The sequence below is a fragment of the Lacticaseibacillus mingshuiensis genome, assembly GCF_016861785.1.
GTDB classification, from domain to species: domain Bacteria; phylum Bacillota; class Bacilli; order Lactobacillales; family Lactobacillaceae; genus Lacticaseibacillus; species Lacticaseibacillus mingshuiensis.
Genome location: NZ_BOLS01000029.1, coordinates 1 through 13,128, shown reverse-complemented (window position 1 = coordinate 13,128; position 13,128 = coordinate 1). Strand labels below are relative to the sequence as shown.

Genomic DNA, 13,128 nt, shown 5'->3' with positions numbered 1-13,128 from the left:
CAAGGTGAAAAGGGTCCCGCCAGTTGGTCGCATGCTGGCGGTCACATAGGGCACTGCAGTCACGTAATCGCATAAAAGCAAAAATGGGGCCTTTCGGGGCCTCTTTGGTGTGGCTGGGCAGTCATTCCGACTCAAAAACGGCGTCGACAGTGTGTTTGTCGGCGCCGCTTTTTTGTGTACTTATTCGCGCGCAGATCGGGGGAATCCATGCGATGAGAGAACGTGTTTTACTTGGATCGGTGGGTGCGCCATTCGACGCTGGCAATACCCGCAATGATCGTGCCGAGTAGCAACAAGCCTGCCCAGATCAACAAAGTGCCTTGGTCATCGCCAGTCTTTGGCATCGTCTTTTGCGCTGGAACCACCACGACCTTTTTTGCGGGTTGCTCGCTGTTGGTCGTTGGTTTCTTGTCAGGCGTTGTGTTTGGCTTCCCAGCTGGGGCCGGCTTGGCTGGCGCTTTCGGTACGCTCGGTGTGTCCGGCCGGCCAGGCGTCTCCGGTTTTACCGGGGTCTCAGGCTTGCTTGGCGTTTCCGGTTTGTTCGGCGTCTCAGGCTTGCTTGGTACTTCCGGTTGCTTTGGTGCCTCGGGGTTAACCGGTGTTTCCGGCTTGCCAGGCTTTTGTGGGGTCTCGGGCTTCACGGGCACTTCTGGTTTTCCAGGCTCGCTTGGCTTTTCAACCGGGGCTGCCAGCAATGCCGGCGCCATGTGAGACGCTTCAACGTAGCCAGTGGTGCGATGCTGGACTTGCATGCCGTATGTGGCGAGCGGCACCAGGCGAATGTTCGTCACAGTCTGCTTTTTGATCTGGGCGAATTTTTCCTTTTGACTGATTTGCCAATTGCCTTGGCCAACCGCACGATAGGTCTTTCCGCCATCCGTACTGATGTCGACGCGATAGCTTAAAATAGTGCCCAGCGCGTCGGTGCCCATCTTCGTGTTTTTCGGCGTGTAGCGAATGCCATCGATCGCGGTTGGCTGCTTGAAGGCAAAGTCGACCCAGCCGTATTTTTCCAGATCGCTGCTTTCAGCGGATTTCCAGTTGGTGCGACGGGCTTCCTCGCCGCTGTCTGAGAGATTGTCGAGGCCGACATTGTCGCGCTTGAGACTGGCGGCATTGACAGTATAGGCGGTTGGCTGAATGCTGTCGGAGAACTGCGGGTCGCGGTCCTTGAGGTCAAAATCCATCTTGTCGGCGTAGATCCATTCGTGCGTCGCGTAGTTGCGAATGCGAACGTGAATCTTGGTGCCATCGACGGTGACCTGGTAGCCGAGCTGGGTGCTGCGATCCGAGCCGTAATCCTGACGAATGAAGGCAGGGACGTCTACGATGTGGCCAAACTCGGTGTGGTACGTGGCAACCATGTCTGGGCCGGAATGAATGTGGCCGGTGAAGATCACGGCTTGCGGGTATTTCTTGAGTACGTTTTTCAGCTTTTGTTCGCCACCACCGATGCGATCCAAGTTGATGTGGTCGGCATAGCCTTCAAAGGTTTGATGAATCGACAGGAAAACCGGTTTTGACGGATCGTTTTCCTGGGCGATCGTCTTGTCGACCCAGGCGATCTGCTCGTCAGATAAATACGCCTGGTCCTTCAAGTCGCGTTCGGTGTTGAGAACCAAAAAATGGTAACCGCCGACCCATTGATCCCAGTAGACCTTGCGCTGGTCCGCCGGGTTTTGATGGGTCTTACTGTTGGTCATGTAGCGGCGGTTATATTGCAGATAGCGATCGAACACCGGCGTCGTGGCGCCAGGGGCCGTTGTCGGATCCTGCACATCCTTACTGGGGTTCTGCTTGGTGCCTTGCCAGCGGACGTCATGGTTGCCCAGCGCGACGATCGGCGTGCGCTTTGGTGTGATGAATTGGTCGATGCTATCGTATAAGTTGTTATATTGGTCGATCTTACCGTTGTCGGTGTTATCGCCGGTCATGATCACCGCCTGCGAGTCAGGATTGATGCGGTCGACTTGGTTGAGCGCGTTTTGAAAATTCGTCACGGTCTGCGCACTAGAGAGGTGCACATCGGAAAACACGTTGAAGGTGAATTTCGCCGGAACGGTGTTGCTGGTCTCGTCCAGAAAATCGATCTGCGCCTGCTTGAGTGCGGCAATCGCATTGGTTGCGTCGGCGCCAAGTTTCATCGTCTGCGCCAACAGATCGATTGCCTTTTGCAGGGCTGCTTTGCGATCGGCGGGTTGGTTCGAGTGGGCCGCAAGCAGGGCACGGGCCTTGTTGAGTTCCTGTTGCGCCGCAAACTTGGCGTATTCGGCACTGATGCGGAATTCCGGGACCACGCCGCGGTAGATCGTCAATTCATCGATCAAGGCGTCATCGAGCCCAAATTGGCCAAGCCCGTCTGCGCCGAGCGTTAGCTGCAGGTTTGCCGCGTCGCTGGCATCGAAGTCCTTGATCGGAAGCAGGGACTTGCGGCTCGTGATCTTGCCATCTTTATACGCGGTCAGATCACCGGTACGGTCGTAGTTGGCGACGATGTAGTGCCACTGTCCGTCGATCGTTCCGCCGATGCGGTCCGATTCAACGCGCGTATGGCCATCCGCCAAGTTGATGCGCAGGTCCTGGCCGAAACTACCGAGCACGAACCCGGCGTGGGTACCGGAGTTGTAATCCTTGTTGCCCAAAATGCTGGCGCCATTTGAATCGCCACGCTTTGTCTGATACCACAGACTGACCGCAAAGGCATCCTTGCCGAACTGCAGGCCGGTTGGGTGCGCAAATCGCACATATTGATCCGCTGCGGTGGCCTTGCTACCGTGGCTATTTTGAATATGTAGCGCCTTGCCAAAGACACCTTCGCTGAATGTCGGCGTGCCATGGGGAATACCGTCGTGGCCGTTGCCACTGGTATCCTTGTAGTCCCCATCAAAGTGATACTGGGCCACCGTCACCGGCATCCGGGCTGCCTGCACTTTCAAGGCGTTGAAACTCGGGGCGAGCCAACTGATCAACAGCGTTAGCAGTGTGGCCCACGCGAACAAGCGTCTTTTCTTCATCAAAAACCCTCCAAGGTCAATATTCCGGTCCTCTGACCGCTTATTTCAGCCTATCAACTCAAATGTAAAAGCATGACCGCAAACGGTTATCGATCTTGTAACGATCTGAGCCGCGTTTGTAAAAACTGTTGCGGTGGCCAACAATTTGGCGAAGCGGCCTTGACAGTCAGACGCGTAGCTGATATTCTCAAAATCGTTAAATCGTAACCGTTACGTTTAGAGCAAACGCGGCACGTTTGACCAAAAAGGGGGAGCATCTTGAAGCATTTTATTCGTTGGGCGTTGGTCCTGGTCGCTATTTTTACCTTTGGCCTTGCGCTGAGTGCCTGCAGTAGCAGCAGTTCCGCATACAATACGGGCAAAAAGCAATTGAGCGTGGTGGCAACTGTCGATTTTTACGGCGAAGTCGCCAAGGCGGTCTTGGGGTCGCACGGCCATGTCACCTCGATCATCACCAAACCTGAGATCGACCCGCATGACTATGAACCGACCACGGCTGTCGGCAAAACGGTCGCTGAGGCGGATATCGCGCTGGCAAATGGCGCCGGCTATGACAGCTGGATGGATAAGCTCGTCAAGGCCAGTGGCAAGGCCAAATTGATCACCGCGGCGCAGATTGTTGGCGTCAAGGACGGGGAGAACGAACATATTTGGTACAAGCCAGATGCGATGCCAAAGATCGCAAACGCGCTGGCCAAGGATTTTGCCAAACGCGATCCGGCCAATAAAGCGGCGTATCAGAAAAACGCGGCGGCCTATATCAAGAAATTGCAGCCGGTGACGGATCTGATCGCCAAGCTCAAGCAAGGCGCTAATGGTCAGCGTGTCGCCGTTTCGGAGCCTGTTTTCAACAACGCCTTGAGCGCGATGGGGTACACCGTTTCCGACGAACACTTTGCCAATGCGATCGAAGATGACAATGATCCGAGTCCGGCCGACCTTGCCGCTTTGAAGACCGACATCAAGAACAAGAAGATCGCCTTTTTCGTTCGCAACATTCAAGTCGACAGCAAGCTTGTCTCTGAGCTCGCCGCGGAATGCAAGCAGGCCGGGGTGCCGGTGCTTGAAGTGACCGAGACGCTGCCTGCTGGTATGACGTATGTGACCTGGATGTCCCAGCAGTATCAGCAGCTCGCAAAACTACTCAAATAACGACGCGCGGGGCAGATGGCAAGAGTCGGAGCTCGCAATTTTGCCCACGACAGCGCTGGCACAGGGAGGTGAGAGGATGACGAAAAACGACGTGGCGACCGCTCGCCGCCAGACGAAAAGTCCAAACATCAAGACGCGCAGGCGCGCCTTGGCGTTGATCAGATCATTGAAACGGCGCAAAACTGCGTAAATTAGCTCTGTCATACCGAAAACAGCCGACCTTCGCGCATGGGGTCGGCTGTTTTTGTGCAACGGCATCTCGGGCTCGTTCCTTGCTAACGCCTTCCGCGAAGGGCGTTCCGTGATATAATGGCCTTTGCGTTCAGCTATTGATCGATGCGCGTCAAAGAAAGGACTGGCCCGTGACACTTTCGCCTCTATTAAAATACCCAGGTGGCAAGACTCGCGAATTGCCATATATCATGGCTGCGTTGCCCCCACACGTCGCGCGTTATTTCGAACCCTTTGTCGGCGGCGGTGCCGTTTATTTTGCGCTGGCGGAAGCGGGTATCGGCCAAGCGTATGCAATCAACGACTACAGCGCAGATCTGATCGGGTTGTATCGCGCTGTCCAGACCCAAGAGCCCGACTTTTTTGCGACCCTAGCGGAAATGGACAAGGCGTGGCTTGGCGTCAATGCCTTTATTCCACGCCATCGCGAGTCGCTGGATTCCTTGATTCAGACCGGCATGCGCCAGCCAGCCCAGATCAAAGCGCGCGTCGCGGCTTGGGTCGATGCACACGCGTCTGCGATGACGTTTGTGCCGGCGCAGGCCAGCGTCGCTTTTTTCGCGGATCTGCCAGCCAGCTTAGCACGCAAGCTCCGTTTTTTGGTGAAACAGGCGGCAAACGGCGTGCTGATCAGCGCCGCCGACCGTGATGCGATTCTTCATACGGCCTTCAAGTCCTCGCTGTACGTTTATTGGCGGGCGCGGTTCAACCAGATGACGGCCGAAACGCCTGGCGTGCAGGCGGCGCTGTATCTGAACATGCGCCAGTACTGTTATTCTGGGATGTTCCGCTATTCCAAAACGGGCGCCTTCAACGTCCCTTATGGTGGCAAAACCTACAACGACATCACGCTCTCGCATCGCGCCGCGGCGTATCAAGCGCCGGCGATGCGCGCACTGTTGAACAAGACGGCGCTGTATTGCGGCGATTTCGCCGACTTTTTGACGAAGGCCGCGCCGCAGACCGATGACTTTATCTTTCTGGATCCGCCATATGACAGCGATTTTTCAACTTACGCGCAACACGATTTTGGCCAAAATGAGCAGCGGCGGCTGGCGACCTTCCTGACTACCCAGACGCTGGCAAATTGGCAGCTGGTGATCAAAGACACGCCGTTCATTCGTGCACTGTATCCGGCGGGCCAGCCATTGCCAGGCGGGCGAATTCTGCATGTGACCACGTTTGATAAGACGTATGGCGTCAATTTTAAGAACCGGAATGCCCGTGACGTGGCGCATCTGCTGATCACGAGCTACCCGGTCGGAGAGGAAGACTGACATGATCACATTAACGGACGCATTTGTGGCATTGGTGCAGGAAAAACAGTTGGCGGATAAGGTCATCGTCCTGATCACAGACGATGGCGGCGGAAAGTATTCCCTGCAAGGCGGCGCGTGCAGTATCGGGACGACCTTCACGCTGATCATCTTGGATGCCCCGGATCCAGACTATCCGGTGCGCCTTGAAAACAAGGCAGGCCTGGCGATCTATACGTCAGATTATGACCTGATCTTCATGCAGGACGGGTTGACCTTGGATTTTGCCAACGCGCAGATCTCGTTGAAGGACAACGCGCATTTGCTGGACAACAGTGTCCGTATCGCGGATGGCAAAGCCGTGCTCGCCGCCTTTATGCAAGGCACAACGATCAACGGGGAGACCTGTTGATAAAGCCTGCTGACACAGCTGGCGCCACGGCCAGACAAAAACGCTCGCAACTTCGCAGAAAATATCTGCTTGTTGCGAGCGCTTTTTTACATCCAACCGAATCAGTCGTGCAGGGTGAACTGCAGTTTCATCAGGGGAGCAGCCAGATCGATCATTTGACCGAGCAGCTTGTTAGAGTTGTTGAAGGAAATGTCGGCCATTTGCTGGTTGACAGTCTCCAGGTAATCGGACAACGCGGATTCGCTGGATGACTTTTCATCAGTCTCGATCTGCAGATGCCGGCAGGCCGCAACTGTATTTTCCTCGAAAATGTTCTCTTGGTCTTCAAACAAGGAAAAGTCGTAGTCGCCGAACGTCGCCAGCAGGTAGCTCAGCCAGTATTGACTGCCTTGGCTGTAGTGTTCCGTCGTGTTCTTGTATTGCGTCGGTGTGTCGGTGACGTTGGCGTAAAACGGAATGACGGCGTTGAACGTGTTCGGGCCATATGCGAGCCAGTGGATCCCGGCAATCGCGGCCGGCACGTCATTGCGGATCTGCAGAATGTGCAGCTCCTGGTTGCGGTTGATGCCGATCGGGCGGACCAGCTTCTTTTCCGCGTCGGTGTTGGTCGAGCCGTAAACGTCGTACTTCGTGTTTTGATAATGGGAGCTCAGCACGAACTTAACGTCTTCGATACTGATCTTCTTTTGCGTGCGGCAGATGAACGGCAGGTCCTGGTCGAACGGATCTTGCTCGATCTCCGGGTTGAAGTACTTCTGGCCGTACCACGCCCGCGGGTTGTTGTAGCGGGTGTCCTTGATTGTCGCCGAGCCGAAAATGTGGCGCAGGTCGACGCGATCGCGGTCCGGATTGAGATGATACTGGTCGATGATCGTCGGCAGGTCCGATGCAAACAGCGTGTCATCCGAGTCGAAATCGAAGTCGTCAATATTGAAGCGGTTCGGTGCGATCACATAGGCGTCATCCGGAATGCGAATCGCGGCCCAATGATGTCCGGCGATGCTGTCGAAGTACCAGCATTCGTCCTTGTCGGAAAAACAGATGCCGTTGGTCTCATACGTCCCGTATTGCTCGAGCAGCGCGCCGAGTCGTTTGACCCCTTCGCGCGCCGAATGGATGTAAGGCAGCACGATCGCGGTGATGTCCTCTTCGCCCAGCCCGTCATCGACCAGCGGATCCACGCCCAAGATGCGGGAGTTGGTCGTAATCGTTTCGGTGGCGGTCATCGCAACGTTTTCGCTGTTGATGCCGGCTGCAGCCCACAGCCCGTGGCCGTCAACAGCATCAGGGGTGGACGTGTAGCGCAACGGGTCGTCAGGCAGGTCGAGGTTGAACTTGGACAGCACAGCCTGGTAGTGGCGCGGCTGGTCGGCCGGGTTCACGACGACGAATTTTTCCGGATTGAGCGGCGCGTAGCCGTCTTCGTTACGGGCGATCATGGTCGAGCCATCGATCGTCGCGTTTTTGCCTACCAGAATCGTGGTGCAGGAGCCTTTGATGCGTTTGGTCATTCGAATCGCTTCTTTCAGATAGTTTCATGTCTCATTGTACGGCAGACCGCGGGAAAAAACAGGCCTGCCAGAAAAGGACGGGCCAGCGTCGCCGCTTTGCACCGTCAGAACTTAATGACGAACGTGGCCAGTTCTGCCAGCCCCACTTGCGGTAGGGTGCTCAGCACCGCCAGCGCGCAGGGGTCGGTGTCGTCGAACTCGCCTGTCAGTGTCGTGAACCCGCGTGCCTGCAGGGCCTCGACCACTTTCTGCCACAGCGGCAACAAGGCGTCTTCCTCGCCGAAAACATAGCCGCATTCCGCTACTTGGGCGCTGGCGCGGTAGCTCAACGCAAACGCGCGCACCTGCCCAGTCTCATCGACCAAGGCCGTGGGAAGTTCCTGCAATAAGTCTGCCTCGATCAGGTGCCACCACTCATCGGGCGTCATCTCGCGAACTGGGTTGAGCTGATGAACAGCGGCATACGCGGCCTGGACCGTTTTTTTGAAGCTCGTCGCCAGGGGCTGGGTCGCCAAGAGCTCGCGCAGGGTCAGGACGCGTGAGGCGACTGCTGGCGAAGTAGTCGGTTTGGAAGCGGCCCCGGTCCGGACTGCCGTTTTGCCCGCAGTCACGGCGCTCAGCGGCACCTCCGGCAAATACGTCGTCCGCACGCGCCGCATCCCGCGCATGTTCAGTTCGCTGGCCAGCGCCGTCGCGTCGCTTTGCGTGGTCAGGCTGATGCCGGCAAAATGCTGTGCCTTGGCGATCGCCAGCCAGTTGGCGACGATGGCCTCGATCAAGGCGGGAAAAGTCTCGGTGGGGCAGGTTTCAGCGAGCAAAACGGCCACCGGCATCAATTGCGGATGCACCGCATTTTTCCAATGGGTGACTGCGGCCAGCGGGGTGGCGCCGGCCAAAACGAGCCGTGCGTTGGGCAAGTGGGCGTTGAAGCGTTCAACGTCGGCCGGGTTTTGGACCCCTGTCAACGCGGCGGCATGGTAAGGCACAAATGAAAATGGCATGGGACCCTCCTAAACGGTTTTGACCAAGTCGTCGAGTTCCTGAACGATGGCCTGCATTTCTTCTTTATCATCGGCGATCGCACCGCTTGCCAGCGGATGGCCACCGCCGCCGTGGGCAATGGCCAGCGGCTGAATCGGGGCCTGCTTGCTGCGCAGCTCCACGCGGAAGCGGCCGTCGTCGCGCTCCGTGAACACGACCCATGACTTGATCGTGTCGAGTTTGCCAATGAATCCGACCACCATCTGCGCTTCACCGGGGGCCAAGCCAAACTGGGCGATCAGGTCCTGGGTGATGAGCAGCGAACCGGCGCCATTGGGGGACACGGTCACGTTGCTCAGCGCATAGCCGATCAGACGCGCGCCGCGGGGAGACAACTCGTCCTCTTGGCGGCCAAGCGCCGGGGCATCGATGCCCGTGGCCATCAACTCGGCGGCCACCTCATGCGTGTGCGGTGTGGTCAGGTCAAATAAGAAGCGGCCGGTGTCGCCGATGATGCCGGCGTACAATTTTGCGGCGCTGGCTTGCGACAAGTTGAGGTCGGGCGTGGCGCGCACCAAGTCGGCGACGATCTCGGAACTGGAGCTCGCATGCGTGTTCACCAGTTGCAGGTCGCCGAATGGTTCGCGGTTGGGATGATGGTCGATCTTGATCAGCAGTGCGCCCTGATCGTACCGGCTATCGGCGATGCGCTCGGTGTTGGCGGTGTCGATGACGATCACCAAGGCGCCGTCATACACGGCATCGTCGATCTGGTCGGGAACGCCGATCCAGGCCAGCCGCGCCTCGGGTTCGCCGACTGCAAAAATGTGCTTGGTCGGGTAAGCCTCGCGTAAGATCTCGGCCAGGCCCAGTTGGGAGCCAAACGCATCCGGGTCCGGATTGACGTGCCGGTGGATGATGATCGTGTCATGGGCGCGCACCGCGTCCATGATCTGGGTTTGAATATCTGCCATAATGTGCCTCCTATTCGCTCTTCTTCAGTTTAGTAGTAGACTGTAGAAAAGCAAGCCAAAGAGGGGTGCGCAAATGAATGGGTGGAAAATGGGGACAGCGGCACTTGCAGCCGCCGTCATGCTGGGCACAGGCGCAACGCAACCCGTGCAGGCCGTGAGTTTGCCAAAGGTCGACACCGCGACGCTTGATCGCTACATCGACCGGATGTCGCTGGATGAAAAGATCGGGCAGCTTTTCATCAGCCGGACGCCGGCAAGTGTCGCGCAGGCGCAAAATGATGTCGCGCAATATCATCTGGGTGGGTTGATTCTGTTTGGAACGGATTTTTCCGGCCAAACCGTCAGCTCGATGCAGGCCAAACTCGCGGGCTTTCAGGCCGCAAGCAAGTTGCCCCTGTTGATCGCAACGGATCAAGAAGGCGGCACCGTGTCGCGCCTGTCCGATAGTGCCGCCATCAGCGCGGGCCGCAGTTTTCCCAGTCCCCAACAAAGCAATGCGGCAGGCGGCACGGCGGCTGTGGTGAAAGCCGCCGAAGCGAGTGCGCAGTTGTTGAAAACATTGGGCGTCAACTGGAATTTTGCGCCGGTCGCCGATGTCTCAAGTGACCCGAACAGCTTTATTTATGCGCGCACCATGGGGATGTCCTACGCGGATACCGCCAACGTGATCAGCCAAGTGGTGCCTGCGATTCAAAACCAGGGCGTAGCTGCGTCGCTCAAGCATTTTCCCGGCTACGGCTCAGCTATCGACACGCACACGCAATTCGCGACCGTCGACCGGCCGCTGGCGACGCTGAAGGCCGAGGACCTCGTGCCGTTTCAGGCGGGCATCAACGCCGGCGTGGACAGCGTGATGGTCACCCATATCGTCATGTCTGCGATCGACCCCGACTATCCGGCCTCGCTGTCCGCCAAAGTCGTGAAATTGTTGCGCGGCGACTTGCATTTCGATGGCGTCATCATTACCGACGACCTCGCGATGGGCGCGATCAAACAGTTTGCGACCGCCCATCACCTAAGCACCCCCGATGTACTGGCGGTTCAAGCCGGCAACGATGGCGTGATGGCCGATGATTATGCGACTGGCATTCCCGCCATCAAGGCCGCGGTGGCGAATGGGTCGATCACGATGACGCAGTTGGACAGCGCGGTGCGCCACATTCTTCAACTCAAGGTCAAATTGGGCCTGGTCACGGCGGCGATGGTCGAGACCCCGCGCGTCACGGTGACCAAGACGACCACATCTGGCAAAACCGCGACGATCACAGGCCGCGTGATCGCCAGTAAAGTGTCCGGCGGGTCGCAGATCGCTGCCACGGAAGGCGAAAAGACCTTGGCGACCAGCACCGTGGGCAACGACGGCACATTTTCGCTGCGGGTGCCGCTGACCAGCAACGTCCAGCGCGCCGTTTTGACGGTCAAGCAGGCCGGCGTCGCAACGGCTACGGTGGTGCTTGCGGCTGCGCCAAAAGACGCCAGCAGCAAGGCCACCTCATCTTCGGCCAAAGCGACAGACGACAAAACGACCAGCAGTTCTGACAAGGCAGTGCAGGCCAAGACAAAGCCGGATCAAACAGCACGCGGGCTGCACAGCTGGTTGACCCTGGCTGCCGGGGTCCTGTTGGTGGCCATTGTGGCCGTGGGCGGTGTCGTGTACCTGCGCCGGCGAAAATAGTGGGGCGTTTCGGGAAAAATTAGCAGATCGTTGAACCAAGGCGTTGGGTGCCCCGAGCCTCCGACGCCTTTTTGCGTTCCGCCCTGTTTTGCAACCGCGCCGGCGCCAATCTGTTACCGCGTTTCAATTGAGATGTGCCCTCAGAAATGTTAGCGTAGAGCTGACAAGAAAACTGGAGGCGTTTACAAATTGACAAAAAATTGGTGGCAAGAAGCGGTCGTCTATCAAGTCTATCCGCGCTCTTTTCAAGACAGCAACAATGATGGTATCGGCGATCTGGAAGGCATTCGCCAGCGCCTGCCATACATCAAAAAGCTCGGGGCAACGGTGATCTGGCTCAACCCGATCTACGCGTCGCCAAACGATGACAACGGCTATGACATCAGCGACTACGAGGCGATTCAGCCTGATTTTGGCACCATGGCGGACTTTGATTGCCTGCTGGCCGACGCCCACAAGCTCGGCTTGAAGATCATGATGGATCTGGTCGTCAACCACACATCCGATGAGCACCAGTGGTTCATCGAGAGTCGCAGCAGCAAGACCAGTCCGTACCGGGATTACTACATTTGGCGGGACCCAGTCGACGGGCATGCGCCAAATGACTGGAAAGCCGCATTCTCTGGCTCCGCATGGCAATTCGACGACGCGACGGGTCAATATTACCTGCATCTATTTTCAAAAAAACAGCCTGATCTGAACTGGGCGACTCCGGCGGTGCGCACCAATGTGTTCGACATGATGACACGTTGGCTGGACAAGGGCGTCGATGGGTTCCGGATGGATGTCATCAACTTGATCTCGAAGCCAGATGATCTGACTGGCTTGACCGAGTGGCCGGCAAACGGGCCGCGGGAGCACGAGTACCTGAAGGAAATGAACGCGAAAGTGCTCAGCCATTTTGACTGCATCACGGTTGGCGAAACAGGCGGGGTGACGCCGGAAGACGCCTTGAAGTACGCCGGGTTTGACAGCCACGAGCTGAACATGATCTTCCAGTTCCAGCACATGGACATCGGCCAAGATCCAAAGTTTGGCAAATGGGTCCAGCATCCGTTCGCGCTCAGCGAGCTCAAGGCGATCATGGCGCGCTGGCAAACGAAGCTGAACGGCAAGGCGTGGAACTCGCTGTACTGGAACAATCACGACCAGCCGCGGGTGGTGTCACGCTTTGGCAACGATGAAGGCGAGGCCCGCGTGCTTTCGGCGAAGATGCTCGGCGCGGTGCTTCATTTCATGCAGGGCACGCCGTACATTTATCAAGGCGAAGAGCTTGGCATGACCAACGTGCACAGCTTCAACTCGATCGAGGATTATCGCGACATCGAGACGCTAAACGCCTACCGCGAGCATGTTGAGGAAAAACGCGACCTGACGCATCCGCAAATGATGGCCGGGATTCACGCCGTCAGCCGAGACAACGCGCGCACCCCGATGCAATGGGATGATAGCGTCAACGCCGGCTTCACTCGTGAAGGAATCGACCCGTGGATCGCGGTCAATGCGAATTACACCGACATCAACGCGCAGAACCAAGTCGACGACCCGGATTCTGTTTTCACCTTCTATCAGAAGATGAACGCGCTACGCACAAAATACGACATCATCACATACGGCGACTTCACGCCACTTGACCCGGACGACGAGCAGACCTGGAGTTACACCCGTCAGTTGAATGGCCAAACGCTGCTGCTCACCGCCAACTTCACCGCACAACCGGTGACCTTGGCGCGGGCAAAAGGCGAAGGCGAACTGCTGCTGAGCAACTACGCAGACGACCAAGGCGCTGAACTGCGGCCATATGAAGTCAAAGTTTATTTGAAATAGGGTGCGAAGGTGCGCGCTTATGGTCGAGCAGCTAGTTTGGCCTAGACGCTTGGGGCCGGTCTTAGCCCCGAGTGACTGGGTCAACTAGATGTCTC

The 13,128-nt window shown here is 57.3% G+C and carries 10 protein-coding genes; 6 read left to right on the top strand and 4 right to left on the bottom strand.

What is annotated here, in order from left to right:
* Positions 1–227: 227 nt before the first annotated feature.
* Positions 228–3,014: a metallophosphoesterase gene (locus tag JUE67_RS12840; RefSeq protein ID WP_203637177.1), complete on the bottom strand. Its 2,787-nt coding sequence runs from the start codon at positions 3,012–3,014 to the stop codon at positions 228–230.
* 255 nt (positions 3,015–3,269) lie between these two features.
* Between JUE67_RS12840 and JUE67_RS12125 the strand changes: the two genes are divergently transcribed.
* From JUE67_RS12125 to JUE67_RS12110, 4 genes are all read left to right on the top strand, one after another.
* Positions 3,270–4,166 (top strand): metal ABC transporter solute-binding protein, Zn/Mn family, encoded by an 897-nt coding sequence (locus JUE67_RS12125; protein WP_373300883.1) that lies wholly within the window; start codon positions 3,270–3,272, stop codon positions 4,164–4,166.
* Positions 4,167–4,242: 76 nt separating this feature from the next.
* Positions 4,243–4,356, top strand: coding sequence for a putative metal homeostasis protein (locus tag JUE67_RS12120; protein ID WP_203626122.1), 114 nt, complete (start codon positions 4,243–4,245; stop codon positions 4,354–4,356).
* A gap of 172 nt (positions 4,357–4,528) precedes the next feature.
* Positions 4,529–5,674 carry a DNA adenine methylase gene (locus JUE67_RS12115; protein ID WP_225877866.1) on the top strand — a complete coding sequence of 382 codons (1,146 nt, stop codon included), beginning with the start codon at positions 4,529–4,531 and terminating at the stop codon, positions 5,672–5,674.
* A 1-nt stretch (position 5,675) separates the two neighbouring features.
* Positions 5,676–6,065 (top strand): iron-sulfur cluster biosynthesis family protein, encoded by a 390-nt coding sequence (locus JUE67_RS12110; RefSeq protein WP_203626124.1) that lies wholly within the window; start codon positions 5,676–5,678, stop codon positions 6,063–6,065.
* Positions 6,066–6,166: 101 nt separating this feature from the next.
* Here JUE67_RS12110 and JUE67_RS12105 read toward each other — a convergent pair whose 3' ends face one another.
* From JUE67_RS12105 to JUE67_RS12095, 3 genes are all read right to left on the bottom strand, one after another.
* Positions 6,167–7,576, bottom strand: coding sequence for a C69 family dipeptidase (locus JUE67_RS12105; protein ID WP_203626125.1), 1,410 nt, complete (start codon positions 7,574–7,576; stop codon positions 6,167–6,169).
* Between the two features lie 104 nt (positions 7,577–7,680).
* Complete coding sequence (locus tag JUE67_RS12100; RefSeq protein WP_203626126.1) at positions 7,681–8,577, bottom strand: hypothetical protein; 897 nt, start codon at positions 8,575–8,577, stop codon at positions 7,681–7,683.
* Between the two features lie 9 nt (positions 8,578–8,586).
* On the bottom strand, positions 8,587–9,531 hold the full coding sequence (locus tag JUE67_RS12095; protein ID WP_203637175.1) for a DHH family phosphoesterase: 945 nt from the start codon (positions 9,529–9,531) through the stop codon (positions 8,587–8,589).
* Between the two features lie 73 nt (positions 9,532–9,604).
* Here JUE67_RS12095 and JUE67_RS12090 point away from each other — a divergent pair, with 73 nt between their 5' ends.
* Together JUE67_RS12090 and JUE67_RS12085 are read left to right on the top strand one after the other, a co-directional pair.
* Positions 9,605–11,206 (top strand): glycoside hydrolase family 3 protein, encoded by a 1,602-nt coding sequence (locus tag JUE67_RS12090; protein ID WP_203637174.1) that lies wholly within the window; start codon positions 9,605–9,607, stop codon positions 11,204–11,206.
* 189 nt (positions 11,207–11,395) lie between these two features.
* On the top strand, positions 11,396–13,033 hold the full coding sequence (locus tag JUE67_RS12085) for a glycoside hydrolase family 13 protein (RefSeq protein ID WP_203626129.1): 1,638 nt from the start codon (positions 11,396–11,398) through the stop codon (positions 13,031–13,033).
* The last annotated feature ends 95 nt before the right edge of the window (positions 13,034–13,128 follow it).